Origin of the sequence: Variovorax sp. MHTC-1, assembly GCF_003984645.1 — a bacterium.
Taxonomy (GTDB): domain Bacteria; phylum Pseudomonadota; class Gammaproteobacteria; order Burkholderiales; family Burkholderiaceae_C; genus Variovorax.
The window spans coordinates 454237-478575 of sequence record NZ_RWKI01000002.1 but is presented as its reverse complement, the minus strand read 5'-3'; the positions used below and the strand labels follow the sequence as shown (position 1 = coordinate 478575).

27 protein-coding genes are annotated in these 24339 nt (G+C 67.8%); 10 read left to right on the top strand and 17 right to left on the bottom strand.

Annotated elements, in window-relative coordinates; genetic code table 11:
• Positions 1–38 precede the first annotated feature (38 nt).
• From EJI01_RS28675 to EJI01_RS05605, 11 genes are all read right to left on the bottom strand, one after another.
• Entirely contained in the window at positions 39–218 is a 180-nt protein-coding gene (locus EJI01_RS28675) for a hypothetical protein (RefSeq protein ID WP_185878828.1), read from the bottom strand.
• A 182-nt stretch (positions 219–400) separates the two neighbouring features.
• Positions 401–1426 carry a uroporphyrinogen decarboxylase family protein gene (locus tag EJI01_RS05645; protein ID WP_126836124.1) on the bottom strand — a complete coding sequence of 342 codons (1026 nt, stop codon included), beginning with the start codon at positions 1424–1426 and terminating at the stop codon, positions 401–403.
• A gap of 22 nt (positions 1427–1448) precedes the next feature.
• Positions 1449–2153, bottom strand: coding sequence for an ABC transporter ATP-binding protein (locus EJI01_RS05640; RefSeq protein WP_126836123.1), 705 nt, complete (start codon positions 2151–2153; stop codon positions 1449–1451).
• Complete coding sequence (locus EJI01_RS05635; RefSeq protein WP_126836122.1) at positions 2146–3882, bottom strand: ABC transporter permease subunit; 1737 nt, start codon at positions 3880–3882, stop codon at positions 2146–2148. The genes EJI01_RS05640 and EJI01_RS05635 overlap by 8 nt, the downstream gene beginning before the upstream one ends.
• A 164-nt stretch (positions 3883–4046) precedes the next feature.
• Entirely contained in the window at positions 4047–4904 is an 858-nt protein-coding gene (locus tag EJI01_RS05630; protein ID WP_260602336.1) for a branched-chain amino acid ABC transporter permease, read from the bottom strand.
• A 164-nt stretch (positions 4905–5068) separates the two neighbouring features.
• The gene (locus EJI01_RS05625) at positions 5069–6283 is read right to left on the bottom strand and encodes an amino acid ABC transporter substrate-binding protein (RefSeq protein WP_126836121.1); all 1215 of its coding nucleotides are present in this window, start codon (positions 6281–6283) and stop codon (positions 5069–5071) included.
• Between the two features lie 43 nt (positions 6284–6326).
• On the bottom strand, positions 6327–6671 hold the full coding sequence (locus EJI01_RS29580; protein ID WP_312846027.1) for a tripartite tricarboxylate transporter substrate-binding protein: 345 nt from the start codon (positions 6669–6671) through the stop codon (positions 6327–6329).
• Entirely contained in the window at positions 6671–7285 is a 615-nt protein-coding gene (locus EJI01_RS29575) for a tripartite tricarboxylate transporter substrate-binding protein (protein ID WP_312846026.1), read from the bottom strand. Before EJI01_RS29575 ends, EJI01_RS29580 begins: the two co-directional genes overlap by 1 nt.
• On the bottom strand, positions 7282–8448 hold the full coding sequence (locus EJI01_RS05615) for a CaiB/BaiF CoA transferase family protein (RefSeq protein ID WP_126836120.1): 1167 nt from the start codon (positions 8446–8448) through the stop codon (positions 7282–7284). The genes EJI01_RS29575 and EJI01_RS05615 overlap by 4 nt, the downstream gene beginning before the upstream one ends.
• Entirely contained in the window at positions 8445–9251 is an 807-nt protein-coding gene (locus EJI01_RS05610; protein WP_126836119.1) for a citryl-CoA lyase, read from the bottom strand. The genes EJI01_RS05615 and EJI01_RS05610 overlap by 4 nt, the downstream gene beginning before the upstream one ends.
• Positions 9252–9284: 33 nt before the next feature.
• Entirely contained in the window at positions 9285–10172 is an 888-nt protein-coding gene (locus EJI01_RS05605) for a dioxygenase (protein WP_126836118.1), read from the bottom strand.
• A gap of 107 nt (positions 10173–10279) precedes the next feature.
• Between EJI01_RS05605 and EJI01_RS05600 the strand changes: the two genes are divergently transcribed.
• A complete protein-coding gene (locus tag EJI01_RS05600; RefSeq protein ID WP_126836117.1) occupies positions 10280–11188 on the top strand; it encodes a LysR substrate-binding domain-containing protein in 909 nt (302 codons plus the stop codon).
• On the opposite strand, the gene EJI01_RS05595 is transcribed toward EJI01_RS05600, so the two are convergent.
• Entirely contained in the window at positions 11166–11810 is a 645-nt protein-coding gene (locus EJI01_RS05595; RefSeq protein ID WP_126836116.1) for a GyrI-like domain-containing protein, read from the bottom strand. The two genes, EJI01_RS05600 and EJI01_RS05595, sit on opposite strands and share 23 nt — an antisense overlap.
• A gap of 806 nt (positions 11811–12616) precedes the next feature.
• Between EJI01_RS05595 and EJI01_RS28670 the strand changes: the two genes are divergently transcribed.
• Entirely contained in the window at positions 12617–14983 is a 2367-nt protein-coding gene (locus EJI01_RS28670) for a hypothetical protein (RefSeq protein WP_185878827.1), read from the top strand.
• A 121-nt stretch (positions 14984–15104) separates the two neighbouring features.
• Here the strand turns inward: EJI01_RS28670 and EJI01_RS28665 are convergent, their stop codons facing one another.
• Together EJI01_RS28665 and EJI01_RS05585 are read right to left on the bottom strand one after the other, a co-directional pair.
• Entirely contained in the window at positions 15105–15263 is a 159-nt protein-coding gene (locus EJI01_RS28665) for a hypothetical protein (RefSeq protein ID WP_185878826.1), read from the bottom strand.
• Complete coding sequence (locus EJI01_RS05585) at positions 15260–16165, bottom strand: DMT family transporter (protein WP_185878825.1); 906 nt, start codon at positions 16163–16165, stop codon at positions 15260–15262. The genes EJI01_RS28665 and EJI01_RS05585 overlap by 4 nt, the downstream gene beginning before the upstream one ends.
• A 97-nt stretch (positions 16166–16262) precedes the next feature.
• On the opposite strand from EJI01_RS05585, the gene soxR reads away from it, so the two are divergent.
• Entirely contained in the window at positions 16263–16742 is a 480-nt protein-coding gene (gene soxR / locus EJI01_RS05580; RefSeq protein ID WP_126836114.1) for a redox-sensitive transcriptional activator SoxR, read from the top strand.
• A 17-nt stretch (positions 16743–16759) separates the two neighbouring features.
• Here soxR and EJI01_RS05575 read toward each other — a convergent pair whose 3' ends face one another.
• Positions 16760–16990, bottom strand: coding sequence for a hypothetical protein (locus EJI01_RS05575; RefSeq protein WP_126836113.1), 231 nt, complete (start codon positions 16988–16990; stop codon positions 16760–16762).
• A gap of 106 nt (positions 16991–17096) precedes the next feature.
• Between EJI01_RS05575 and EJI01_RS05570 the strand changes: the two genes are divergently transcribed.
• Positions 17097–17339 carry a hypothetical protein gene (locus EJI01_RS05570; RefSeq protein ID WP_126836112.1) on the top strand — a complete coding sequence of 81 codons (243 nt, stop codon included), beginning with the start codon at positions 17097–17099 and terminating at the stop codon, positions 17337–17339.
• Positions 17340–17448: 109 nt separating this feature from the next.
• Complete coding sequence (locus EJI01_RS05565) at positions 17449–17685, top strand: hypothetical protein (protein WP_126836111.1); 237 nt, start codon at positions 17449–17451, stop codon at positions 17683–17685.
• Positions 17686–17697: 12 nt separating this feature from the next.
• On the opposite strand, the gene EJI01_RS05560 is transcribed toward EJI01_RS05565, so the two are convergent.
• On the bottom strand, positions 17698–18837 hold the full coding sequence (locus EJI01_RS05560) for a PAS domain-containing sensor histidine kinase (RefSeq protein ID WP_221885638.1): 1140 nt from the start codon (positions 18835–18837) through the stop codon (positions 17698–17700).
• 180 nt (positions 18838–19017) lie between these two features.
• On the opposite strand from EJI01_RS05560, the gene EJI01_RS05555 reads away from it, so the two are divergent.
• Entirely contained in the window at positions 19018–19818 is an 801-nt protein-coding gene (locus EJI01_RS05555) for a hypothetical protein (protein WP_185878823.1), read from the top strand.
• A 156-nt stretch (positions 19819–19974) separates the two neighbouring features.
• Positions 19975–20736 carry an esterase/lipase family protein gene (locus tag EJI01_RS05550; protein WP_126836108.1) on the top strand — a complete coding sequence of 254 codons (762 nt, stop codon included), beginning with the start codon at positions 19975–19977 and terminating at the stop codon, positions 20734–20736.
• Positions 20737–20745: 9 nt separating this feature from the next.
• Here the strand turns inward: EJI01_RS05550 and EJI01_RS05545 are convergent, their stop codons facing one another.
• Positions 20746–21447, bottom strand: a complete 702-nt coding sequence (locus EJI01_RS05545; RefSeq protein ID WP_126836107.1) for a DUF899 family protein — start codon at positions 21445–21447, stop codon at positions 20746–20748.
• A gap of 143 nt (positions 21448–21590) precedes the next feature.
• On the opposite strand from EJI01_RS05545, the gene EJI01_RS05540 reads away from it, so the two are divergent.
• The 3 genes from EJI01_RS05540 to EJI01_RS05530 are packed head-to-tail and all read left to right on the top strand — an operon-like array spanning position 21591 to position 24331.
• On the top strand, positions 21591–22811 hold the full coding sequence (locus tag EJI01_RS05540) for a helix-turn-helix domain-containing protein (RefSeq protein WP_126836106.1): 1221 nt from the start codon (positions 21591–21593) through the stop codon (positions 22809–22811).
• Positions 22812–22856: 45 nt separating this feature from the next.
• On the top strand, positions 22857–23534 hold the full coding sequence (locus EJI01_RS05535) for a DUF5074 domain-containing protein (RefSeq protein ID WP_126836105.1): 678 nt from the start codon (positions 22857–22859) through the stop codon (positions 23532–23534).
• A 26-nt stretch (positions 23535–23560) separates the two neighbouring features.
• A complete protein-coding gene (locus EJI01_RS05530) occupies positions 23561–24331 on the top strand; it encodes a DUF899 domain-containing protein (protein WP_126836104.1) in 771 nt (256 codons plus the stop codon).
• Positions 24332–24339 lie beyond the last annotated feature (8 nt).

Genomic DNA, 24339 nt, shown 5'->3' with positions numbered 1-24339 from the left:
AGCCGCGTGCTCCTTGCGCGGCACCTTCGGCGCCTCGATCAGGTCGATTCTTTCAATACCTGCAGCGTTGTCGAGGACTCCCCAGCTTCGGTCTCGCCAGTGGAGAAAAGAAGCGTGCTCAATGCAAGAGCAAAGCATGCGAGCAGCACGGGCCAGCCGAAGGCAAGGGCCAATGCCATCGTTGCGAGGGGGCTGACAAGGAGGGCGACAGTTCGCATAGGTATCTCCGAATTTGATTCTTGCTGATGGCCCCGTCGCGTCAATTCGAGTGCGGGCCTGCCTTGGGGTCTGAATGTAGGCCTGCAGGCAAGCGCATGCATGAGCGTTGCGCCCTTACCTGACGAGGACAGAACGCTCGTCTTCGTGCTGCGTCAGGCATGACAAAACGCTTACCGAGGCCCTAGGCCGCGTGCTCCTTGCGCAGCACCTTCGCCGCCTCGACCATCGCCCGCAGCTTGCCAATGGCCGCGTCGCGCGGCAGGTACTTCATGCCGCAGTCGGGCGCGAGGATCACGTTCTCGGGCTTCACGTACGGCAGCGCGCGGCGGATGCGTTCGACGATGGTGTCGACCGATTCGACCTCGGGCGTGGAGAGATCGATGCAGCCCACCATCACCCGCTTGCCGTCCAGCGCGGCCAGCGCCGAGCAGTCCAGGTGCGACTGCGCGGTCTCGATCGACACCTGCTTGCAGCTGCACTGCGCCAGCTCGGGCAGGAAGGAATAGCCGCTCGGCCGCTCGTGGATGATGGCCGCGTAGCCGAAGCAGATGTGCACCGCGGTCGTGCCGGCGATGCCGTCGAGCGCGCGGTTCAGCGCATTCAGGCCGTACTGCCGCGCCTTCTCGGGCCGCGCCTGCATGTAGGGCTCGTCGATCTGCACCACGTCGGCGCCGGCGGCGAAGAGATCGCGGATCTCGGCGTTGACGGCCTCGGCATAGTCCATCGCCGCCTCTTCCTCGCTGCCGTAGAAGTCGTTCTGCGCCTGCTGCAGCATCGTGAACGGGCCGGGCACGGTGATCTTGACCTGGCGGTCGGTGTGGGCGCGCAGGAACTTCAGGTCGTCGACCTCCACCGCATGCCGGCGGCGGATCTTGCCGACGATGCGCGGCACCGGGTTCGGATGGCCTGAGCGGTCCAGCGCCGTGCCCGGGTTGTCGAGGTCGATGCCGTCGAGCGCGGTCGCGAAGCGGTTCGAATAGCTCTCGCGCCGGATCTCGCCGTCGCTCACGATGTCCAGGCCTGCTTCTTCCTGCGCGCGGATCGCCATCAGCGTCGCGTCGTTCTGCGCCTCTTCCAGGTACTGCGGCGGAATGCGCCACAGCTCGCGCGCCCGCACCCGCGGCGGAAAGCGGCCCGCGAGCCTGGCGCGGTCGATCAGCCACTCGGGCTGCGGGAAACTGCCGACGATAGTGGTGGGGAACAGCATGGGTTTCTCCAGTAAGAGGGGTTCAAACACCGAGGTAGGCGCGCTGGATCTCGGGCCGCGCGAGCAGCTCGTCGGGCACGCCCTCGGCCACGATGCGGCCCTCTTCGAGCACGTAAGCGCGCTGCGAGACCTCCATCGCCATCGCGACGTTCTGCTCGACCAGGAGCACCGACATGCCGTCCGCATTGATGCGCCGGATCGCCGCGAACATGTCGCTGACGATGCGCGGCGAGAGGCCGAGCGAGGGCTCGTCGAGCAGCAGCAAACGCGGCCGCGCCATCAGCGCACGCGCGATCGCGACCATCTGCTGCTGCCCGCCCGAGAGTTCACCCGCCGGGCTCGCGAGCTTCTCGCGGATCACCGGGAACAGCTCGATCACCTGCGCCAGCGTCTCGGCCCGCTTCGCCTTGGCATGCGGCAGGTAGCTGCCGAGTTCCAGGTTTTCCTGCACGGTCATGCCGGTGAAGAGGCGCCGGCCCTCGGGCACCAGCGCGATGCCGGCCTCGCAGAAGCGGTGCGCGGCCAGCTGCGTGATGTCCTGCCCGTTGAGCAGGATGTGCCCGCTGCGCGCGCGCAGCATGCCGGCGATGGCGTTGATCAGCGTGGTCTTGCCGGCGCCGTTCGGCCCCACCACGCACAGCAGCTCGCCGGGCCGCACATCGAGCGACACGCCCCACAGCGCCTGTGCCGCGCCGTAGGCCACTTGCAGATCGCGCACTTCAAGCATGGGCGGCCTTTCCCAGGTAGGCGGTCATCACCTCGGGCCGCTGCATCACGTCGGTGGCCGCGCCTTCGGCCAGCAGCTCGCCGTGGTTGAAGACCACGATGCGGTCGGTCAGCGCCATCACCGCGCGCATCACGTGCTCGACGAAGACGATGGTGGAGCCCTGCTCGCGGATGCGCCGTATGAGCGCCACCGCACCGTCGATCTCGTGCGGTGTCAGGCCGCACAGCACTTCGTCGAGCAGCACCAGCCGCGGGCGCGAGGCGAGCGCGCGGGCCAGCTCGAGGAACTTGCGCTGGTGCAGGTTGAGGTCCTCGGGCCGGGCATGCGCCTTGTCTTCCAGGCCGGTGAATTCGAGCCAGGCGCGCGCCTGCCTGGCGGCGGCCGCCGGGTCGCGCACCGCGCCGCCGAACATGGTCGCGATCGCCACGTTCTGCAGCACGCTCAGGTGGCCGAAGGGCCGCGGGATCTGGTAGGTGCGCGCGATGCCGCTGCCCGCGATGCGGTGCGCCGGCAACCCGTTCATGCAGCGGCCCTCGAACCAGATCGCGCCGCCGGTGGGCGCGTAGTGGCCGCTGACGACATTGATGAAGGTCGACTTGCCCGAGCCATTCGGCCCCAGCAGGCCGAGGATCTCGCCGCGCCGCACGTCGACATCCACGCCGCCGAGCGCGCGCACGCCCTTGAAGGACTTGCGCAGCCCCTGCACGCGCAGCAGCACGTCGCCCTGCGCGCCGGCCGTTGCCCGCACCGGCATCTCGGCCGATGCGGCGGCAGCGGCCGGCTTCGCGGCCGGCGCGCGCCGCCACACACGCCGCACACGTTCCAGGATGCCGTCGGGCATGAACAGGATCGCCGCGATCAGGATGATGCCGATCAGCGCCTTGCCGGCCACCGCATGGTCGGCCGCGGTGAAGCTGTAGAGCAGCCCGGTGATCGCCACCGCGCCGATCGCCGGCCCGGCCCAGTGGCGCGTGCCGCCGAGCACGCTCATCAGCACCACCGTCAGCGGCACCGTGATCGTGAACACCTCGCCGGCCGTCACGTAGGAGAGGAAGAGCGCATGGATGCCGCCCGCCACGCCGGCCAGCGCGCACGACACGGCCAGCGCCATCAGCTTGTAACGGTAGGTCGGCACGCCCATCACCTCGGCCGCGTCCTCGTCGTCGTGGATCGCGAACAGGCCGGCGCCGAACTTCGAGACCTGGATGCCCCAGGCGATCAGGAGCGTGGCCACCGCCGCGGTCAGCGCCAGCAGGTAGAAGGTCGACGAAGCCGTCGGCCCGATCTTCGGCACCGGCACTGCCGCGAGCGAGACGCCGTTGCCGCCGTCCAGCGGCGTGTTGACCACGACGGTGCCGATCACGAAGGTGATCGCGAGCGTGAGCAGCGCGAACAGTTCGCCGCGCACGCCCTTGACGCGGAACACCACCGCGCCCAGCGCCACGCCCAGCACCGCGGCCACCAGCGCGGCGGCGGGCAGCGTCCAGAGAAAGGGCCAGTCGTAGCGCGCCATCAGGTTGGCGCTGGTGTAGATGCCGGCGCCGAAGAAGGCGCCGTGGCCGAAGGAGAAGTAGCCCGAGTAGCCCGACAGGATGTTCCACGAGGTCGCCAGCACGATCCAGTGCAGCATCAGGTAGAGCAGCGAGTCGTAGAAGGCCGGCAGGCCGAGCTGCGGCACGAAGGCCAGCGCGACGCCGGCGGCGAGGATCAGGAGTGGGGTGCGTTTCATCCTGGCTGCTTTGCTCCCTCTCCCTCCGGGAGAGGGCTGGGGTGAGGGCGCCGGGCGGTGGATGCGTGCGTAGCCGTGGATGCGCCGCGTGCCCTCACCCTAACCCTCTTCCGGAGGGAGAGGGGACCAAACCCGAGGGAAATGAATCCGATGCCTTGCTTCATCTAGACGGTCTTTCCTGGTTTCAAGAGCAGGACGACGATCAGAAGCGTGAACGACACGATCGGCGCCCACGAAGGCGCGGTGACAGCCATCGTGATGGCCTCGCTCACGCCGATCAGCGTTCCCGCGACCAGCGGCCCCAACGCACTGCCGAGCCCGCCCAGCATCACGGCCGCGAACACCACGCCGACCCACGCGTACATCTGCGAGGGCGCGAGCGTGAAGCTCAGCGCCAGGCACACGCCGGCCACGCTGGCCAGCGCCGCGCAGGTCCCCGCCAACACCAGCCCCAGCGCCTTCTGGTTGACGCCGAAGGCCGCGGCCACCGGCGCGTCCTGCGCGGCGGCGCGCATCGCGCGGCCGAGGTCCGTGAAGCGCAGCACCGCCCACACCGCGAAGCACAGGCCGACGGCCAGCACCAGCGTGATCAGCTCGGGCACCGGCACGAACAGTCCGCCGATCCTGAACTTCTCCTCCCCGTAGCTCGATTCGAGCTTGCGGAAGTCGGCGGTCCAGATCGACTGGATCACGCTCTCGGCGATGCCGGTGAGCCCGAAGGTCAGCAAGAGCGAATTGAAGGGCGTGACCTTGAAACGCACCATCACCCAGTGCAGGCCGGCACCGAGCGCGAAGAAGAAGGGCACGATGACGACGAGCGTCAAGAGCGGGTCCATGCCCATCGTCGCCATCTGGTAGCAGAGGTACGCGGCGAGAAAGGCGAAGGCGAAGTGCGCGAGGTTGATGAGCCGAAGCAGGCCCCAGCTCAGGCTGAGGCCCAGGCCCATCAACCCATACAGCGCGCCGACGAAGATGCCCGAGAGGATGGACTGGGACAGCAGCGAGAAACTAGGCATCGACATGGCGGTCCCTCATGCGCGAGACCGGCGATGCGCAGGTGTTGAAGAATGCGCACCCCGTTCGGGGAACACCGCGGAACCGGCTTCGCCGGGCCGCTGGTGTTGCCCCCGGCGAGGGGGTTGGAGGAGCGACACGAAGTGCGCGGAGCCTGGGGGAGGGCAACATTTCACGGCGCGATCAGCTTGGCGCCACCGGAGGTCACTTCCTTCGGCCACACCACCACCCACTTACCGCCCTGGATCTGCTTGATGCGCATCAGGTCGTCGCCGAAGTTGCCGGTGCCGTCGAAGCGCAGCTTGCCCTGCAGCGTGTCGACCTTGTTCGTCTTCAGCCAGTTGGCGATGGCCTTGTCGTCCAGGCTCTTGGTGTTCGCCACGCCGGCCTCGAGGATCTGCCACGCGGTGTACGAGGCCGCGGCCTGGGTCTCGACCGAGGTGTCGGTGAAGCCGGCCTTGGCGGCGCGCTCGGCGTAGAGCTTGACGAATTCGGCCGCGCCGAAGTTGGAGGTGAAAGGCGGCTGCGCCTCGAAGATCGTGGCCGAGAGCGCGTTCTTCGCATCCGGCGACGCGAGCAGCGGGCCGGGCGCGGGGTACAGGTAGAAGTGCTGCGGCGGCGAATAGTCGATCTTCTTCATCGCGTCGAGCAGCAGGTTGCCTTCGAGGCCGATGGCGCCGACCCACACGAAGTCGGGCTTGGCGTCCTTCACGCGATTGGCGATCGGGCCGAAGTCGCGGTTGCCGAAGTCCCATTCGAGGAACAGAACTTCTGTCAGCCCGCGCTTCTTGAGCACCTCGCGCGCGCCCGCGCTCATGAACTGGACCGAGGGGAACTTGCTGGTCACCACCGCCACCGTTTTCGGCGGCTTGGACGAGGCGGCGAGCGCATCGAACAAGGTGTTGGGCACCGTGGTCGCCGGGTCGGAGCCGATCGACCAGGCCGGGAACTGCATGTCGTACTTGGCGAGCGAGGGAATGCCCAGCGTGTGATGCACCAGCACCTTGTTGTAGCGCTGCGCCACGCCCATCGCCGAGAGGATGGCGCCGGTGGCGTAGGGCCCCATCAGCAGGTCGACCTTGTCGGCGGTGACGAGCTGTTCGTACAGCGTGCGCGCCAGGTCGGGCTTGGACTGGTCGTCCTTCACCACCCACTCGACCGGCCGGCCGAGCAGGCCGCCGCGCTTGTTGAGCTGCTCGATGTAGATGTCGCCCACCACCTTGTGAATCTGCGCCGTGGCCGAGAGCGGCCCGGTCAGCGCCAGCGTGCTGCCGATGCGGATCGGCTGGCCCGTCGGCTGCTGCGCCAGCGCGAAGCCGGCCGCGGCCAGCGCGATGGCGCCCACGGCGGTGCGCCGCCCGATGCGTGAGAAGTTCTGCGTGCTCATGGTCTTTGTCTCCTGTTGATTTCTTTTGCGGAACGGAAAACTTTCAATCCACCTGAGCGCCCGAGCGCTTGACCAGCCCGGCCCATTTGCCGAGCTCGGTCTTGTTGAAGGGCTGCATCTCCTCGGCGCGCATCGGCTTCGACTCGACCCCCTGGTCGCGCAGGCGCGTCATCACCTCGGGCTGCGCGAGCGCGGCAGCGCTGGCCGTGCGCAGTTGCGTGAGCGTGGCCGCGGGCGTGGCCGCCGGCGCGTACAACATGAACCAGGCGACGAGGTCGAAGTCGGCGATGCCCTGCTCCATCAGCGTCGGCACATCGCTCGCCGCGGCGCTGCGCACCGCGCCGCTGGCACCCAGCGCGCGCAGCTTGCCGGCCTTGATTTGCGGCATCACGGCGGCCGGGTGAAGTCGACCTGCGACGAGATCACGCCCGTCAGCGCCATCGCGCCTTCCTTGAAGGGCACGTGCAGCATCTTGCCGCCCAGGCGCTGCGCGAGCAGCTCGCCTGCGAGATGGCCCGAGGTGCCGTTGCCGGCCGAGGCGAAGGCCACGCCCTGCGGCCGCGCGGCGGCCTGGGCCAGGTCCTTCAGCGACTTGAGCGGCGAGTCGGCAGCGACCACCAGCAGCGTCGGCGTGTAGCCGATGAAGGCGACCGGCGCGAAGTCGCGCATCGGGTCGTAGGGCAGCTTGCTGAAGAGCGCCGCGTTGATCGCGTGCGTGCCCACCGTGCCCATCACCAGCGTGCGGCCGTCGGGCGCCGACTTGGCGACCATGTCGCTGCCGGTCGAGCCGCCCGCGCCGGCGCGGTTGTCGACGATCACCGTCTGCTGCAGCGCCTTGCCCAGCCCCTCGCCGACCACGCGCGCCACCGTGTCGGTGGTGGTGCCGGCACCGAAGGGCACCACCATCTTGATCGGGCCCTTGTCTTGGCCCTGCGCAGCAGCGGTGGCCGCAAGCAGCGCGCCCGCGGCCAGCAGGGTGCGCATCGTTGTCTTGATCGTCATCGCTTGTCTCCGTTGTCTTTGTGTACTTGCTTGCGCTTGAGCGCGGCGCGTATCTCGTCGCTGTGCTCGCCCAGCGTCGGCGGCGGCCGCACCTCGAGCGCGCGCTCGCCGTCGAAGCTGACCGGGGAGCGCACCGTGCGAAACAGCCCCATCACCGGATGCTCGGCCGAGGTCATCAGCTGCAGGTGCTTGGCCTGCGGGTCTTCCAGCGCCTCGCTGGTGTCGTACATCGGCGCGTTCGGCACGTCCTCGCGCTGCAGGCGGCGGCACCATTCGTCGCGCGTCTGCGTGCGGAAACGCGCGCCCAGCAACGCGATCAGCGCCTCCTGGTTGTCGATGCGCGCGTCGCGGGTCGCGAAGCGCGGGTCCTGGAAGATGTCGGGCTGCTCGATCGCCACCGCCAGGCCCTGCCAGAACTTCTCGGGCGAGGACATGTGCAGCGCGATCCACTTGTCGTCCGCGCAGCGCAGCACATAGGACTGCGACACGCTCGGCCGGCTGTACGGCCCCATCACCTCGTCGACCTGGAAGAAGTGCGTGAAGGCATCGAGGTTGAAATGCGCCATCGCCTCCAGCATCGACACCTCGACCTTGCGGCCGATGCCGGTGCGGCTGCGTTCGTACAAGGCGCCCAGCACGCCGTAGGCGGCGTAGAAGCCGGTGAGCGAATCGGCAATGGCCGGGCCCACCACGCGCGGGTTCTCGGGGTTCACCAGCAGGTTGAGAAAACCGCTGGCCGCCTGCGCCACCGTGTCGTAGGCCGGCCGATGGGCTGCGGGCCCGGTGGCGCCGAAGCCGCTGATGGCGACGTAGATCAGCTTCGGGTTCAGCGCCTGCAGCCGCTGCGCGCCGACGCCCAGCTTCTCCGCCACGCCGGGCCGGAAGTTCTGGATGTAGACGTCGGCATCGGCGATCAATGCATCGAGCACTTCGCGGTCCGCGGCGTCCTTGGTGTCGAGCGTGATGCTGCGCTTGTTGCGGTTGTAAGTCTGGTAGTGCGGGCTGTACAGGCCGTTCTTGAAGGCGCGAAACGGGTCGCCCGTCAACGGCTGCTCGACCTTGATCACGTCGGCGCCCAGGTCCCCGAGCAGCATGCCGGCCGCGGGCCCCGTGATGAAGGTGCCCTGCTCGATGACCTTGAGGCCGTTCAACACAGGGATCATTTGTGCTTCCCGAAGCCCGGAGGCAGCTCGCCGTCGTACTCCATCTCGCGTGTCCCCTGGTAGGAGAGCGCAAAGCCGATCGGCAGGCGCATCTCCTCCACCATGTGCGCGATCAGCCCCGCGGTCCGCGCGAGCATCGGCACGCCCTTGAGCCCTTCGACCGGAAAGCCCGCGCCCAGCAGCACCGAGGGGATCGCGCCCGAGACGTTGAGCTTGAGCGGCTTGCCCAGCAGCTCGGGCAGGAGCCTTTCGCATGCTTCGGCGATGCCGACGAAGCGCAGGTCGGTGCCCGCGGCCTTGGCCACGTCGAACAGCGCGCCCACGCGCTCGTCGCGCTCCTTGTGCAGCGGATGGCCGTAGCCGGGAATCGAGCGGCCGGCGGCGCGCCAGGCCTTCATCACCTCGAGTGCCGCCTCGTCGAGTGCGGCGCCGGCCTTCACCTGCGAATCGATCTCGACATACATGCGCCCCGCCGTCTCCGACGAGCCGAGCACCACCGAGCCGCAGCCGAGGATGCCCGCCGCCACCGCGCCCTGCATCGCATCGGGCGCCGCGGCGAGGGTCATGCGCGCGGCCTGCACGCTGGGCACCAGGCCGTGCTCGGCGATGGCCACCAGCGTGGCGTTGAGCACCGCGGCCTGGCCCGGCGTCGGCTTCTGCCCTGTCAGCAGCAGAAAGAAATGATCCACGAAGGAGAGCTTGCCGATCAGGTCCTTCGACAGGTCATAGCCGCGAACGACGATGGTGTGGGCGTCCGAGGTGCAGATGGAAGTGCGCGGCACCGTGGCCTTGCCGATCTTCATGAGAGTCCTTGCAAAAAAGAAGAGAGGTGGAGTTCAGGCCGCCGCCGGCGCGAGCCGCACGTCGAAGCTCGCCGAGTGGTAGGGCACCTTCATCTCGCGCCCGTCCACCGCCTTGCCCGGCGGGTGCGTCTCGAAGTCGACCACCAGGCTGTCGCGCTTGCCGAAGACCGCGTCCTGGTCGATGTACGGGCTGCCGCCGACGAACACTTGCGTCGTCAGCGTCACATGGCCCGGCGCCGACACCTGCAGGTGGATGTGGCCGGGGCGGTAGATGCTGCGCTCGGTGGCATGCATCATTTGGCCCACCGGGCCGTCGTCGGGGATCGGGTAGTAGGCGGGCCGGATCGACCAGAACCAGTAGCGCCCCTGCGCATCGGTGCGAAAGCGCCCGCGCGCAGCCATCGTGGGCTCGCTGCTCAGCTGCACGTCGTACTTGCCCTCGCCGTCGCCCGACCAAACGTCGAGCAAGGCGCCTTCCAGCGGCGCGCCGTGCACATCGGTCACGCGGCCCATGTAGAAGGTCGGCTCGCCGCGCGCACTGCCCGTGATGTCGGCGCCCAGCGGCATCTCGGGCGCGCCGGGCCAGTAGAACGGGCCCTCGACCGTGGCCTCCGTCGCCTCGGTCGCGCCCTGCGCGCCGCCGCTGGCGCGCGCCTGGTCCAGCGCCACCACCATCATCGAGAGACCCAGCGTGTCGGAGAGCAGGATGAACTCGGGCCGCTTGTCGGTCGAGATCTGGCCGGTGGCTTCGAGAAACTTCATTGCCGCCAGCCACTCGTCGGGCTTCAGGTCGACCTCGCGCGCGAAGGCGTGGATGTGCTTGACCAGCGCCGTCATCAGCTCGCGCAGCCGCGGGTCGGGCGTCTTCGCGAAGGCCTCGATCACATCCCGCGTGATGCTGTCCTGGTTGTAGTCCGCCATGTCTTGTCTCCTGGTTCTGGCTGGACGATAGGCCGCGCAGATGGCCGCGACAAATGATGAATTTCCATGGATATGATCGATGGCATCGATCATTCGCGGGGGTTTGTATGGAGATGAGGCATCTGCGCTACTTCGTCGCCCTGGCCGATTGCCTGAGCTTCACGCGCGCGGCCGAACGCGTGCACGTAACCCAGTCGACCCTTTCGCACCAGATCAAGCAGCTCGAGGACGAGCTGGGCCAGCCGCTCTTCGAGCGCATCGGCAAGAAGGTGGTGACCACCGAGGCCGGCGAGCTGCTGCGCGGCTACGCCTCGCGCGCATTGAAGGAGGTGGACCAGGGCGTGGCGCTGCTCAAGCCCGGCGCCGGCAACCTCACGGGCAAGGTCCGCATCGGCGCCACCCACACCTTCAACATCGGCCTCATCCCCGAATGCGTGGCGCAGTTCCTCGCGCGCCATCCGACGGTGCGCATCAGCGTCGAGGAGCTCGCCGCCGAAGTGATTGCCGCGCGGCTGCGCGACGGCGAGATGGACCTCGGCATCTCCTACCGCCCGCAGGACTCGGCCGGCCTGTGGTTCGAGCCGCTCTACAACGAGGAGATGGTGCTGGTCGTCTCCACCAACCACCCGCTGGCCCACCGCAAGCGCATCCGCATGGTGGAGCTGCACCGGCGAGACCTGGTGCTCGTCTCATCCGCCTTCTCGACCCGCACCATGCTCGAGGAATGCTTCCACGCCTGCGGCGCCGAGCCCACGGTGGTGGCCGAGATGTCGACCGTCGCGCCGATGCTCGCGCTGGTGGCGCGCACGATGATCGGCTCGATCGTGGCCATCAACGCGGTGCCGGAGGCGATGGCGGGACTGAAGATCATCCCGCTCGAAAGCCCGACCCCGATACGGACGCCGGGGATCTTGTGGCGGCTGAAGGAGGCGAAGCCGGCGGCGGTGCAGTCGTTCGCCGTGATCTTGAGGAAGACGGCGTTGAGCAACAGCCTCAGGCGCGAAGGGCCGGGGTAAGCAATGCGGGCTCGATGGACACCGGCTGGCGCAGGATCGTCTTGAGCCTGGCCGGTTCAGTCCTGCGCGGATCGCTCAGATAGATCTCATGGTGTGGGCCGTTGAAGGCCATCCCCTTGCTCGGCATCACCTCGCCATGGAGCCGGGCCAGAACCGGAGCTTCGTCGTCGTAGCTGCCCACATGCAGGGTCTGGAGCGACAGCCCTTCGCCATAGGGTTCGAGGCGCAGGCTTTGCGGGGGCTGGCCGAGCTTCCCGCTCGTCTTGGCCACCGCGTTCTCGAACATGTCACGGGTGACGAAATCGGGGGCCATGATCATCATCGTCCAGCGCCACTGGTCCTTTGCGCGCGTGATGAAGCTCTTGGGATCGTCGGCCCACCACAAGCCTTCCAGCGGCGGCACCACATAGTCTTTGCCGAGTGCCGCCTTGGCGGCGAACTTCGTGGCATAGCTGACCCCGTAGAGCCATTCGACCGCCGAACGGTAAGTTGGCGCGGTGTTGGGATCGCCATCGCCGTCCACCTTCACGAACTGCATCTGCGGCACTTCGACGGAAGCGAACTCCCCGGCAGGCGGGTTGTAGAGCGGCTTGAGGGTCTTTTTGAAATCGATCTTCTTCATCCTCGCCACCGCTTTCAAGACTCTAATTCTTTCACCTTAATCCGAATTAAGTATTCGTTGATCGCGTGGAAGAGCCAATGACTTTTTAACTATTTTATTAAAGTCGAATGGCCTCATGGAGACGTTATTCGATATCGCGCGGCCAAGACGTGAAGTTGTGCCTGTCTTTGGGCCTTTGATTTGGCGCAAAAGAGAACTGCGAACCGACAATAACATCAGTTCAAAATTTTATTGAAACAATAAAAGGCAACACTATGAAAGCTTCTGTCGCAGCGGCCTGCAGCGACGACGCGCAGCGCATGCAGCTTACCTAAGTACTCAAAAGAACCGACGACAAATCGGTTGAGCTCTGACGATCGAATCGCAGCGGCACCGCGAAGAGTAAGGCGACACGAGGGCGTTCTCTTGAAGAACGACATGGCTGTCACCGCGGTCCAGTTGGGTTCGATGTCCGGCGGCCTCAGGCCCCAACACCACGAGCAGGGTTGAGCACGGACACCGTGCCAAACCCCTCTAGCCCAAGCGGCGATCAGCCCTTCCCGTTTCAGCAGTTTTTACCAATTTCTTTTGCGCCCTTTTGAGGCGCAGGGGATTTCTTTTTTCTCGACTACAGGTCGACCAGGAGATTCAGTGTGAAAAAGATCAACAAAAGTGCGCTTCTGCTTTTTATTGCAGCAGGCGCACTCGCGGGCTGCGGAGGGGGCGGAAGCGGCTCCGGCGGCGGCTTCGCTTACCCTCAAGGCACGGATGCGCCGACGGAATCGGCGGCTGCATCGGCAGGCGAGCCCGCCGCAGACAAGGAGGCAGTGCACAGCAAGCTCGACTCGAGCTGGGTCAAGGTCGCCAACGAAGGCCAGGCGTTCAACCTGCCAACGTCGACGGTGGTGCAGTACGGCGCGGATTCGGGCTGGACGAGCAAGATGCTCGCCGGCGCCGTGGTCTGCAGCAACGCCACCTTCGGCCGTGACCCGCTGGAGTACGTGGTGAAGGCGTGCTATGTGCAGATCTTGCCTGCTCCTCCCGCGGGAACCTTGCTCGCCAAGGAAGGTTCTTCGTTCACTGTGCCCGCCCCCACATTGGTGAAGTACGGCGCCGACTCGCGCTGGATTACCCAGTCGGTCACTGGAACAGCAGCGTGCACGAACACCTTCTTTGGTGGCGACCCCGCGTTCATGACGGTGAAAACATGTGTGTCGGCCGGTCCTGCGCCTGAATCGCCACCAGCAACGGCTCCCGCTCCCGCTCCGGCGGCTCCCGCCCCCGCCCCGGCACCAGCTCCCGCACCTGCTCCCGCGCCTTCCCCCATCGCCGGCGACGTGGTGGACAGCTCCGGCGCCATCGTTGCGAGTGCCTACGCCACCCTCGCCTACAAGCTCGGTCAATCCGAGGGCGTGGCATACAGGTTCGGCCCGGCAGCAACCAAGACCGGCGTCAACACGCTTCCGCTTCGCGGCGACGTGGGCGCGATCAACCACGGCCCGGGCAATGATCTCTACTACCAGCTCGGTGCGGAAAACAACTCCGCGGCCAACCTGTACGTGAGCATCCATGGCGCAGCCATCGGCACGCCCGCCAGCGGGAGCTCGTTGTCGAACTCGCTCGCGTGGTTCCAGTCGCAGGCCACCGACCGGGTGACCTTCATGCAGCGCCCGCAGATGCTGTGGCAAGACCGGCGACTGCTGCCCACCTCGGTCGATGCCTACTACGCCGCAGGCGTGCTGTCGCCGAACGACCCGGCAGACCTGCCCATCGTCGAAGACCGCGGCGAGAACGCAGCGGACAGCCCCTCGACGCGCCTGTCGCTGATCGCCACACAAGGCAGCCCCACGAAGCCGGCAACGATCTTCACCGTCGGCACGTTCACCGCGCAGAACCGCGCCAGCGTCAAGCTGGCCCTCGGCAAGGTGCCGACCGCCATCTCCGTCACCGGCGGCGGCGAGTTCGCCTTCGTCACCGTGTGGGACACCATCGGCCACAAGGGCCAGGTCGCGGTCGTCTCGCTCGGTGGCACCTGCCAGAACTGCACGCTCAATGGCCCCAAGTACGACTGGTGGCACGACTGGATGGACATGGTGCATCCCGGCTTCTTCAACCAGGGCAACTACATCTTCATGAAGGTGCTCGGCTATGTCGATCTGCCCGCCAACATGAAGGCCCCGACGTCGATCAAGGTGACCACCGGCATGCACCCGTATGCGGCCGTCGTGTACACCAGCAACGGCGGCTTGTCGGGCATGGCCAAGGAAGCCTCGCCGATGGCCGACAACCGGGCGAAGCTGCTGCCGGGCGGCCAGTACTACGAGAAGTACGCCAAGGGCGGCATCGCCGTGGTGGCCTCGAAGTCGGAGAAGACCGTGGCCTTCATCGACCTCGGCCCGCTCTTCAAGTACACGAACGAGATGTACCTGGGCGGCGCTGCGAGCAACCTCGAAACGCAGAACGTCGGGCTCGCCGCCAACCAGTGGCCGTACCTGCTGGCGGATCGTCCGCAGGCCATGCCGACGATCATCAAGACGATCACGCTGGCCGACAAGCCCACGAGCATCCTGACGACCTCGACCTACAGCTACTGGAGCAAGGACGACCGCGAGCGCGTGACGCCGGACAGCCCGTACTGGAAGACCGTGCCACGCTATCCACGCGCATGGGTTGCCACCGAGAACGGCAAGGTGCATCTGTACTCGCTGGGGCAGTATGTGCAGGGCCCCAAGCCGGCGGTCGGCACGCCCGCCGAGATCGCGGAAGTCGGCGTGGTGACGGGCCTGGGCAGCAACGTCACGCACCTCGCCGCGGCCAAGGACTACCCGGGCCAGGACGACACCATCAACACGATGCTGATCTTCACCGATCGCGCCAATCGAAAGTGGGGTTGGCTCAAGTTTGGCGCCGACGGCAACAGTGGCACCATCCTGCGCACCATGGAGGACTCGCGCGTCGACCCGGTCATGGTGACGATGTCCGACAACTACTCAACGAAGGGCAACATCGTCAGTGTGGCGAACTACAGCGGCCAGAGCATCGACAACTACCGCTTCGATGACCTGATCTACCCGGACACCAACTTCTGCTCCGCGATCGGTTTTTGCCCCACGCTGGCATCCCATGGCGAGTACGCAGGCAAGCTGGCCCTGCCGTTCAAGCCGTTCGCGGTGCACTCTTCGAACGTGCCGTGACGCGCTGAGTTCATCGCCCACCCCAGGCCCCAGCTTCGGCTGGGGCTTTTTTATGAGGCGGCGGTGGGCCCGCTTTGGCGTGCCCTTCACGCCCGATACCGGCGCCACCTGGCTTGAACCTTCAGCCCGGATTCATCCCCGCGCGTGCGCAGACGCTCTCGATCGCCGTCCGGACGTAGCGCACGAACGCAGTCACCTGCCCAGCGCGGCCGGCCAGATTGCGCTCGAGCACGGCGCGCGCCTGCGACAGCTGCGGGGAGATCTCGTCGTCGCCCGTCATTCCGGCTGGGCGTCCAGCGCGGCTGCGCGGGTCCGGCCCCGCTCGCTGTGCAGCATGTAGAGGCCCGATCCGACGAGCAGGGCGACACCCAGCCAGGCCCATCCGCTCGGGACCTCGTCCCATATGGCGTAGCCCAGCAGCATGGCGAAGAGAACCGCCGTGTAGCGGAAGGGTGCCGTGAGCGACACCTCGCCGGCGCGCATGCATTGCACCAGCAGGAAATAGCCGGAGGCCAGGAAGGCCGCCGCGACGCCGAGCAGGGCCAGATCGCGCAGCGCAAACGCCTGCCAGCCGCTCAGCAGCGTCAGGCATCCAGCCAGCACGGTGACGGCCAGCGCCGTGGCCAGGGTGATGATGATCGACGGGATGGCCGGATCGATGCGCCGCGTCATCAGGTCGCGCATGGCGTGGAACAGCGTGCCGAGCAGGCACAGCAGGGCCCACGCACTGAAGCCCTCCCCGCTGGGCTGCACGACGCAGAGCACACCCGCGAAGCCGAGCACAACGGCGGACCAGCGCGCCATGCCGGCGCGCTCGTCCATGAAGAGCACCGCGAACACGGTCATGAACAGCGGCGCGGCGAGATTGATGGCCGTGGCATTGCCGATCGGCAACTGAAACAGCGACAGCAGGTACATCATGGTCGCGCATGCATCGACCGCGCCACGCAGTGCCACCCGCGGATTCAGCACCGCCCCCGCCTGGCGCAGCGCGCCCAAACGATGGGCGACCAACAGCACGAGCACCGAGGCAATCAATCCGCGCAGGAAGATGAGCTGCGCCGAGGGCATGGACTGGCTGACATGCTTGACCAGTGCGTCATTGAGCACGAAGCAGCCCATGGCACCCATCATCGTGGCGATGGCGCGGCCGTTGGCCGCGGCGGAGGGCCTTGAGGACAAGGGCTGCGAGCTCATGTCGAACGGGGGGAGGAGACTTGTCGGAGCATGCGCGAGGGCCGCGCTTGCCTGCCTGCATCGTGCCACACCGAATACACCCATGAAATCCCAGCCAAAACCCATAGACCGTTGCGCCACCCTCTCCGTAGGCGAGGTCGCTCAACGCAGCGGCGTCCCCGTCTCCACCCTCCACTTCTACGAATCCAAGGGCCTCATCGCCAGCCATCGCGCGCCGAGCAACCACCGTCGCTATGCGCGCGACATGCTCCGGCGCGTGGCGTTCATCCGTGTCGCGCAGCGGGTGGGCATCGCGTTGGCCGATATCTCCGATGCGCTGGCGACGCTGCCCACGTCGGCGGCGCCCAGCCGCGAGGATTGGGCGCGGCTTTCGGCCGGCTGGCGCGCGGAGCTGGACGAGCGCATGGCGCAGCTCAAGAAGCTGCGCGACACGCTGGACGACTGCATCGGCTGCGGCTGCCTGTCCATCGACCGCTGCCGGCTGCGCAACCCCGGCGACAAGCTGGCGTCGCAGGGGCCCGGCGCGCGCCGCCTGGTGGTCATCCAGCGCGCGGACGGCTGAGGGGGCTGCTGCTGCCGTCAACGCACGTCGATGGGGATCAGCAGCGACATCAGCTCGCTCTGCTCCACCGAGCTCATCGCGCGCGTCAGCCGGCCGAGCTGGGCCTGGTAGCAGGGCAGCATCAACGCGGCGGTCAGCGCGTGGACATCGTCGTTCCGCGTGAGGCGGTCACTGCACGCGGCAATGCTTCGGTGGATCTCGAGCGCCTGGGCGACGCGGCATGATGAGGTTTGCTGTTCACTGGTCATGCGGCGCAATGTGCGTCCTTAACCTAACTTGAGGTCAAGCGGAGATTGAAAATTCGCCTCCGATTGCCTCTAGCTTTCGCCGCCGCTCAGAGCTACCCTGTACCGCATGCCCGACCAATACCGCCGCCTTGCCGTCTTCGTGGACCGTCCGAGTCCGGGCAACTTCATCTGGGTCCTGATGGAGAGCACGGAAGACCCGGCGGTCTGGCTCGACCTCGAAACGGGTGACGACACCTACGACAACTGGCGCGAGGCCTACGACGCCGGCAACGAGGCGCTGCTGGCGTACGTCGACGACGAGCTGGCCGGCCCGGTAGAGGCGTCGCCGGACGACATGGACTCCGACTAGCGGGCCCGAGCCTCGCAGCCCGATCTCTGCACCGCGCGTTCAATTCCGCCTACAGCTGCGGACGAAGTTCGACGCTTGCTGCCCGCCAGGGGCGGGCCAGCCTCGGCGCATGAACGGCGTTGAACAGAAATCCTTCGTGCATCGCGGGCACCGCGTGACCGTTGCCCATTGGACGCACGGCGCCAAGTTCTTCGTTCGGGCCGAGATCCGCCGTGGAGCCGCGCTGGTGTGCGTGCTGTCGAGATCCGGCGCCGAGGAGCGAGCGTCCAAGCTGCTGGCAGGTGTGCACAACGCGGCGATCAAGTGGGCGGACCACCATGCGGCCATGTCGAAGCCGCACGACTAGCAAAAGGCATCTTCAATCGACGGGGCGAAGCGGCAGCCTGACCGTGAACTCGCTGCCCTGGTGCTTGCCGTCGGACCTGACCTCGACAAAGCCCCGATGCGCGTCGACCAGGTCCTTCACGAGCGACAGGCCGACGCCAAAGCCGCCGCCCGATTGGTGCGGATCCTCCTGCGTGAACAGCTCGAAGATCTTCGGCAGCAGGGCCGGGGCGATACCGGCGCCGGTGTCTTCCACCTTGATGACCGCCTCGTCGGCCTCGACCGTGCATTGCAGCCAGATGCGCCCGCCGGGCGGCGTGTACTTGATGGCGTTGTGCAGCAGGTTGAAGACGATCTGATGAACACGCGCCTTGTCGGCGACGACAGGCACCGGCGCCGGCGGCACCAGCACATCGATCGTCTGGCTCTTGCGTTCGGCATCCTGTTGCACCGCCGCTGCGATCTCGACCAGGTCCGCCCCCAGGTCGAAGCGCTGCTTCACGAGCCGGAGCTTGCCCGCGCCGAAGCGAACAACCTCCGCCAGGTCCTCCAGCATTCTTGTCATCTGGGCGACCTGGCGCTTCACGATGCTGATGGGCATTTGCAGCTCGCTCGTCAGCAGTCCCCTGCGTTCGACGAGATCGGTGACGTTGCCGATCGGCCCGAGCGCGTTGCGGATCTCGTGCGTCAACCGGCCGAAGAATGCATCCCTGCCGCGCAAGGCGTCGTGCGCGCTGTCTAGCCGGTTCTCCAGGGTTTCCAGCTGCGCACGCAGGTTGGTTCGATCGCTCATGATCTTTGCGAAGCCCACGTGCCGGTCGCCTTCGCGCAGTGCGATCAGGCTGCCGAAGACCCATATGCGCGTGCCGTCCTTGCGAACGTGCCAGCGATCGTCTTCCGACCGTTGCGCCGAAAGAGCCACCTCTCGCTCCAGTTGCGGCAGTCCCAGGGCGCGGTCTTCTTCCGTGAAAAGAATGTCGGCTGTTCCGCCCACGATCTCTGCCTCGGAGTACCCGAACATCGATTCGGAAGCGGCGCGCCAGCCCAGGACGGTGCCCGCGCGGTCCAGCACGACGAAGGCGAAGTCCGGCGCCTGCTGCCAAAGCAGCTCGAACGCCCGCTCGACCGTCAGCGCGCTCGCGGCGGCCTGGGCAGGCGATGCTCGAGGATTCATGGCATTCATGGGGACTCCCGTTCCAGCGTCGAAGGTGCGAGCCCTGGTCCCCGTTGGTGCAAGCGTGTTGCGCGCGACGGTGTAGGACGGCCTTCCTACAAGGGTCGTCACGGCTTGATGACGACGGCCCTGGCATGCGCCGTCCACCATCCGGCCAGGCGAACTTCGGGGAGCCGCAGCATGGCCGATGACAGGGAAGCGCAAACCAGCGCGCGCGCGGGTGGCCCCCGGACGATCGCTTGCGCCGCCTGTGGACGCTCGAACCGCGCGACGGCCATGTTCTGCATCGGATGCGCGAGCCGCTTGCCTGCTTTTGTTGCTTCCGGGCCTTCGGCGCTCGAGACCGCCAAGGCGCTGCGGCCTCGAGCGCATGCGCTGGAAGAGAACGCGGCGCCACGCCGCGCGCTGCCCGCGGAGGCGCCGGTGTTCTGGCTTCGACTCGGCCTGCTGGTGTTGGGGATGACGATCGGGTTCATGGGGTGGTACGTGTACGTCACACGAAAGGCCGCCGCTCCGGTGCCGGCGGTCACGGCTGCGATGCCTGCGCCCGCGCCCGTCCCTGCGCCGATGTCGCCCGCTCCGCGCGCCGCGCCGATACCGGCGCCCGCGGAGCCCATGCCGGCGCCCACGGCCCCCGCGGCGTCCGACCTGCCGGCCGCCCTGTCGCCGGCCGACGCATCCGTGGAGGCGGTGGCGAAGTTCTATCGCGCCCTGTCCCTCGCCGACGGCGAGGCTGCCGCCGCGATCGTCGTTCCCGCGAAGCGCGGGATCGGCCCGTTCCACGAAGCCAACATGTCGAGGTTCTATCGATCCCTCAGGGAGCCGCTTGTCGTGCGCTCCATTCGCGCCATCGACGAGAACCGGGTCGAGGCCAGGTACCGATACCGGGCAACGAAGACGCCATGCGAAGGGCTCGCGATCGTCGAAACCCAATCCGTCCGCCAGCAGACGCTCATTCGGAGCATCCGCGCCAACTGCTAGGGCCGCAAATGTTCACTCGCGGGCGTCCCGGAATGTCTTAAGACATAGCAATCGAAGGAATGGCAATTCCGCCTACGCAGTGCAGGCGTGATGTCCCAACGGAACGCCGGCAAGGTCCCCTAATTTCGGACGTTCTGAAATCCAGGGAGATCCTCCATGTCGACTGCAGCCATTGCCCGCCCTCCATCCAAACTCCTGCTGCTGGCCGAAGGCCGAGCGCTCTGGGAGGCCGGCGCGACGATCGCGCTCTGGCCCCTGCTCCAACTCGCGCCGCGGGGCGACGGGCATGCCGTCATCGTGCTGCCCGGCTTGGGCGCGAGCGACGGTTCGACCGAGCTGCTTCGCGGCTTTCTAGAGACCCGCGGCTACGCGGTCCAAGGCTGGGGCCACGGCACCAACTGCGGGCCCCGGCCGGGCGTCGAAGACGGGCTCCTGGCGCTCCTGCGTCGGCTGCACGAAACCTCGGGCAAGGTGAGCCTGGTGGGCTGGAGCCTGGGCGGCGTGTTCGCCCGCATGCTCGCCGCCAAGGCGCCGGATGCGGTGCGCGGCGTCGTCACGCTCGGCAGCCCCTTGCACGGCAGCCCGAAGGCCACGCGTGCGGCCAAGGTCTACGAGCTGCTGAGCGGCAGGCCGGCCAACGATCCCAGGCGCCGCAGATGGGTGCGGGCAACGTCCGCGGTGCCCACCACATCGATCTTCAGCCGCTCCGATGGCATCGTGTCCTGGCGCAGCAGCTTCGAAGAAGAGACGCCGTCTTCCGAGAACATCGAGGTCGAAGCGAGCCACCTCGGCCTGGGCGTTCATCCAGCCGTGTTCTATGCGGTGGCAGACCGGCTGTCGATGCCCGAGAACGCGTGGACCCGGTTCGCCGCGCCGGCGGGCTTGCGCGCGTTCTATCCGGATCCGGCGCGGCCCTGAGGGCCGCCCTCAGTACTGGAGCTTGGGATACCAGTCGGTCCCGCGCCCGCCCGGGGTCAGGTCCAGCACCGACCAGAGCGTGGCGATGTCGGGCGCATCGCGCGGGTCCTGGCCCGGGTCGGCCATCTCGAGCGTCATCTCGCTGGCCCAGAACAGGCGGACCCTGTCGCCGTCGCGCTGGAACACGTTCAGCGCCGGGTACTCGCTGCCGTCGGGCATCAGGACGCCGAGGTCTTTCGCGTAGTCGTCGCCGATGGTCTGCACGAAGTTCAGGTCGCGCCAGCCGCGTTCCTGCGCGAAGGCGTACTGCCGCTCGACGGGCGAACGCCCCAGGATCTTGAGCGCGACCCGCTGCTTGATGTCGGCGGCATTGCCTTCCACCGCGCCCAGCCAGTTGGTGCACATCGGACACGGCCGCTCGCGCTGCGGCCCGTACATCCAGAAGTAGGTGACGAGCGTGTCCTTGTCGCCGAACAGATCGGCGAGCCCGACCTCGAAGGCCTGCTCGTCCTTGAAGCGGTAGTTCTTCTCGATCACGGGCCCGGGCGGCAGCGCGCGGCGCTGCTCGACCAGCCGCGTCATGTGGCGGCGAAACTCGATCTCTTCTGCCAGCAGCGCCTGGCGCGCGGCCTCGTATTCGGCCGACGCGCCCGGAAACGGCGTCTTCGCCTTCTTCGCGAGCGCTGCGGCGGGGATCAGCGTGTCTTTCATGCCTTGCTCCTGTGTATGCATGACGAACGTTCCATGGTGCGGGAGCGCATTCGAGGAACGGTAGGCAATGCAGCTTGCGCTTCGAAGGCCTATTCCTGCAAGCAGGCCGCGGCGCGGGATGGGCGGTGGGTTAGCCTGTCGCCATGGACTCCCTGATCGCCGCCTCCGCGCGCGCCCTCGCCGCCGGCGACGCGCTGGGCGCCCTCAAGCGGGTCGCCCTGCGCGACGACCCGCCGGCGCTGGCGCTGCGCGGCATCGCCATGGCCCAGCTCGGCGAGCACCCGCGCGCCCGCGAGCTGCTGCGGCTCGCCGCCCGCGGCTTCGGCGCCCACGAGGAGCTGGCGCGCGCGCGCTGCGTCGTGGCCGAGGCCGAGGTGGCGCTGGCCATGCGCGACCTCGGCGGTTCGCCGCGCCCGCTGGCGGCGGCCTCGGCCACGCTCGAAGCGCATGCCGACCATGCGAACGCGCTGCAGGCGCGGCTGATCGCGCTGCGCCGGCTGCTGCTGCTCGGCCGCCTCGACGAGGCGGCGGCCGCGCTGGCACGGCTCGATGCGCGCGGCCTGCCGCCGGCGCTTGCGGCGGTGGCCGAACTGGCCGCGGCCGAACTGGCGCTGCGCTCGCTGCGCACAGGCCCGGCGCGCTCGGCGCTCGCGCGCGCGCACGAGGCGGCCAATCGCGCGCGCGTGCCGGCGCTCCTGGCCGAGGTGGCGGAGGCGCGGGCGGCGCTCGATCGTCCCGCCGCCCGGCGCCTCTCCAACGGCGGCGAGCAGGCGCTGCGCCTCGACGAGGTCGCGGCGCTCCTGGCCTCGGATGCGCTGGTGGTCGATGCCTGCCGTCGCGGCGTGGGCAGCGGCGACGCGTGGCGGCCGCTGGCACGCCGGCCGGTGCTGTTCGCGTTGGCGCTTGCGCTCGCCGAGGCGTGGCCAGGCGACGTCGATCGCGAAGCCTTGATCGCACGCGCGTTCCGCACCCGCCGGCCCGACGAGACGCATCGAGCGCGGCTGCGGGTCGAGATCGGCCGCCTGCGCGCGCTCGTCGCAGCGCTGGCGCAGATCGAGGCCACCGCGCGAGGCTTCGTCCTCAGGCCGCGCGACGCGCGCGATGTCGTCGTGCTGGCGCCGCCCATCGACGGCGACCAGGCCTCGCTGGTGGCGCTGCTGTCCGACGGCGCGGCCTGGTCGACCTCGGCCCTGGGGCTGGCCCTGGGCGCCAGCCAGCGCACCGTTCAGCGCGCGCTGGTCGAGCTCGAGGCCGTTGGGCGTGTGCGCGCCATCGGGCGGGCGCGGGCGCAGCGCTGGCTGTCGTCGCCGCTCACCGGATTCACGACGATCTTGTTACTCCCTGCTGCGCTCCCGATTGAATAGAGTTGTCTCCAGGCGCCGATCCGAGGCGCAGCACAAGGAGCAAGGATGAGCAGCAGCAAGGCAAGCACGAAGAGATCGCAGCCCACGCCGCGTGCGGCCGAGATCGTGCGCGAGTACGGCCCCTTCCCCGGCACCGACACCGTGCACGGCGTGACCCACGACGGCCAGCGGGTCTGGGCCGCCACCGGGGCCTCGCTGGTGGCCTTCGATCCCGCGAGCGGCGAGACCGCGCGCACGCTGGCATGCGCCGGCGACGCCGGCACTGCCTTCGACGGCAAGCACCTCTATCAGATCGCCGAGGCCCGCATCGACAAGATCGATCCGGCCACCGGCAAGGTGTTGGCCTCGATCCCCGCGCCCGGCAACGGGAGCGACTCGGGGCTCACCTGGGCCGAGGGCAGCCTGTGGGTGGGCCAGTACCGCGATCGCAAGATTCACCAGATCGATCCGGCGACCGGCGCCGTGATTCGCACCATCGAGTCGAACCGCTTCGTCACCGGCGTGACCTGGGTCGACGGCGAGCTGTGGCACGGGACCTGGGAAGGCGACGAGAGCGAACTCCGCCGCATCGACCCGAAGAGCGGCACCGTGCTCGAGCGGCTGGAGATGCCGCACGGCATCGGCGTCAGCGGGCTCGAGTCCGACGGCGCAGACCTCTTCTATTGCGGCGGCGGCGCGAGCGGAAAGGTCCGCGCCGTGCGGCGTCCGAAGCACCCCTCTTGAACGGCCCTTCGAGCCAAGGAGCAATCATGAACACCACCGAAGCAGGCACGGTGAACCATCCCGTCGTGCCGAAGGAGCAATGGCTTGCCGAGCGCAAGACGCTGCTGGCGCGCGAGAAGGAGCTCACGCACCTGCGCGACCAGATCGCCCGCGAGCGCCGCGCAATGCCGTGGGAGCGCGTCGAGAAAAACTACGTCTTCGACGCGCCCGAAGGCCGGCGCACGCTCGCCGACCTGTTCGAGGGCCGGCGCCAGCTGCTGATGCAGCACTTCATGTTCGCCCCGGGGTGGGAGCAAGGGTGCCCGAGCTGCTCGTACATGGCCGACCACGCCGACGGCATGAAGGTGCACCTGGCGCATCGCGACGTCACCTTCGTGGCCGTCTCGCGCGCGCCGCTGGCGGAGATCGAGCGCTTTCGCCGGCGCATGGGCTGGCAGTTCGAGTGGGTGTCCTCGCATGGCACCGACTTCAACTACGACTTCGGCGTCAGCTTTACGCCGGAGGAAGTGACCAGGGGCAAGCTCGACTACAACTACGGCGAGTGGCCCCTCGCCGGGGAAGAGTGGCCCGGCATCAGCGTGTTCTACAAGGACGACGCGGGCGAAGTCTTCCATACCTACTCGACCTACGGGCGCGGCGTGGAAGTGATGATGGGCACGTACAACATGCTGGACCTCACGCCCAAGGGCCGCGACGAAAAGTCGGGCCAGGGCATGGCATGGGTGCGCCACCACGACCGCTACGAGCCGGCGCCGGCGGCGAAGCCGGCCGCTGCGGCCGGATCGTGCTGCCACTGACTGACATC

Bases quoted from the DNA above. Each gene is read 5' to 3' on its own strand.
- EJI01_RS05570 (WP_126836112.1), top strand. From the start codon at position 17,097: ATGCCCGACCAATACCGCCGCCTTGCCGTCTTCGTGGACCGTCCGAGT.
- EJI01_RS29580 (WP_312846027.1), bottom strand. From the start codon at position 6,671: ATGCCGCAAATCAAGGCCGGCAAGCTGCGCGCGCTGGGTGCCAGCGGC.
- EJI01_RS29575 (WP_312846026.1), bottom strand. From the start codon at position 7,285: ATGACGATCAAGACAACGATGCGCACCCTGCTGGCCGCGGGCGCGCTG.
- EJI01_RS05560 (WP_221885638.1), bottom strand. From the start codon at position 18,837: ATGAATCCTCGAGCATCGCCTGCCCAGGCCGCCGCGAGCGCGCTGACG.
- EJI01_RS05640 (WP_126836123.1), bottom strand. From the start codon at position 2,153: ATGCTTGAAGTGCGCGATCTGCAAGTGGCCTACGGCGCGGCACAGGCG.
- EJI01_RS05605 (WP_126836118.1), bottom strand. From the start codon at position 10,172: ATGGCGGACTACAACCAGGACAGCATCACGCGGGATGTGATCGAGGCC.
- EJI01_RS05540 (WP_126836106.1), top strand. From the start codon at position 21,591: ATGGACTCCCTGATCGCCGCCTCCGCGCGCGCCCTCGCCGCCGGCGAC.
- EJI01_RS05615 (WP_126836120.1), bottom strand. From the start codon at position 8,448: ATGATCCCTGTGTTGAACGGCCTCAAGGTCATCGAGCAGGGCACCTTC.
- EJI01_RS05565 (WP_126836111.1), top strand. From the start codon at position 17,449: ATGAACGGCGTTGAACAGAAATCCTTCGTGCATCGCGGGCACCGCGTG.
- EJI01_RS05550 (WP_126836108.1), top strand. From the start codon at position 19,975: ATGTCGACTGCAGCCATTGCCCGCCCTCCATCCAAACTCCTGCTGCTG.
- EJI01_RS05545 (WP_126836107.1), bottom strand. From the start codon at position 21,447: ATGAAAGACACGCTGATCCCCGCCGCAGCGCTCGCGAAGAAGGCGAAG.
- EJI01_RS05595 (WP_126836116.1), bottom strand. From the start codon at position 11,810: ATGAAGAAGATCGATTTCAAAAAGACCCTCAAGCCGCTCTACAACCCG.
- EJI01_RS05600 (WP_126836117.1), top strand. From the start codon at position 10,280: ATGGAGATGAGGCATCTGCGCTACTTCGTCGCCCTGGCCGATTGCCTG.
- EJI01_RS05575 (WP_126836113.1), bottom strand. From the start codon at position 16,990: ATGACCAGTGAACAGCAAACCTCATCATGCCGCGTCGCCCAGGCGCTC.
- EJI01_RS05555 (WP_185878823.1), top strand. From the start codon at position 19,018: ATGGCCGATGACAGGGAAGCGCAAACCAGCGCGCGCGCGGGTGGCCCC.
- EJI01_RS05530 (WP_126836104.1), top strand. From the start codon at position 23,561: ATGAACACCACCGAAGCAGGCACGGTGAACCATCCCGTCGTGCCGAAG.
- EJI01_RS05535 (WP_126836105.1), top strand. From the start codon at position 22,857: ATGAGCAGCAGCAAGGCAAGCACGAAGAGATCGCAGCCCACGCCGCGT.
- EJI01_RS05645 (WP_126836124.1), bottom strand. From the start codon at position 1,426: ATGCTGTTCCCCACCACTATCGTCGGCAGTTTCCCGCAGCCCGAGTGG.
- EJI01_RS05630 (WP_260602336.1), bottom strand. From the start codon at position 4,904: ATGTCGATGCCTAGTTTCTCGCTGCTGTCCCAGTCCATCCTCTCGGGC.
- EJI01_RS28675 (WP_185878828.1), bottom strand. From the start codon at position 218: ATGCGAACTGTCGCCCTCCTTGTCAGCCCCCTCGCAACGATGGCATTG.
- EJI01_RS05610 (WP_126836119.1), bottom strand. From the start codon at position 9,251: ATGAAGATCGGCAAGGCCACGGTGCCGCGCACTTCCATCTGCACCTCG.
- soxR (WP_126836114.1), top strand. From the start codon at position 16,263: ATGAAATCCCAGCCAAAACCCATAGACCGTTGCGCCACCCTCTCCGTA.
- EJI01_RS05625 (WP_126836121.1), bottom strand. From the start codon at position 6,283: ATGAGCACGCAGAACTTCTCACGCATCGGGCGGCGCACCGCCGTGGGC.
- EJI01_RS28665 (WP_185878826.1), bottom strand. From the start codon at position 15,263: ATGACGGGCGACGACGAGATCTCCCCGCAGCTGTCGCAGGCGCGCGCC.
- EJI01_RS05635 (WP_126836122.1), bottom strand. From the start codon at position 3,882: ATGAAACGCACCCCACTCCTGATCCTCGCCGCCGGCGTCGCGCTGGCC.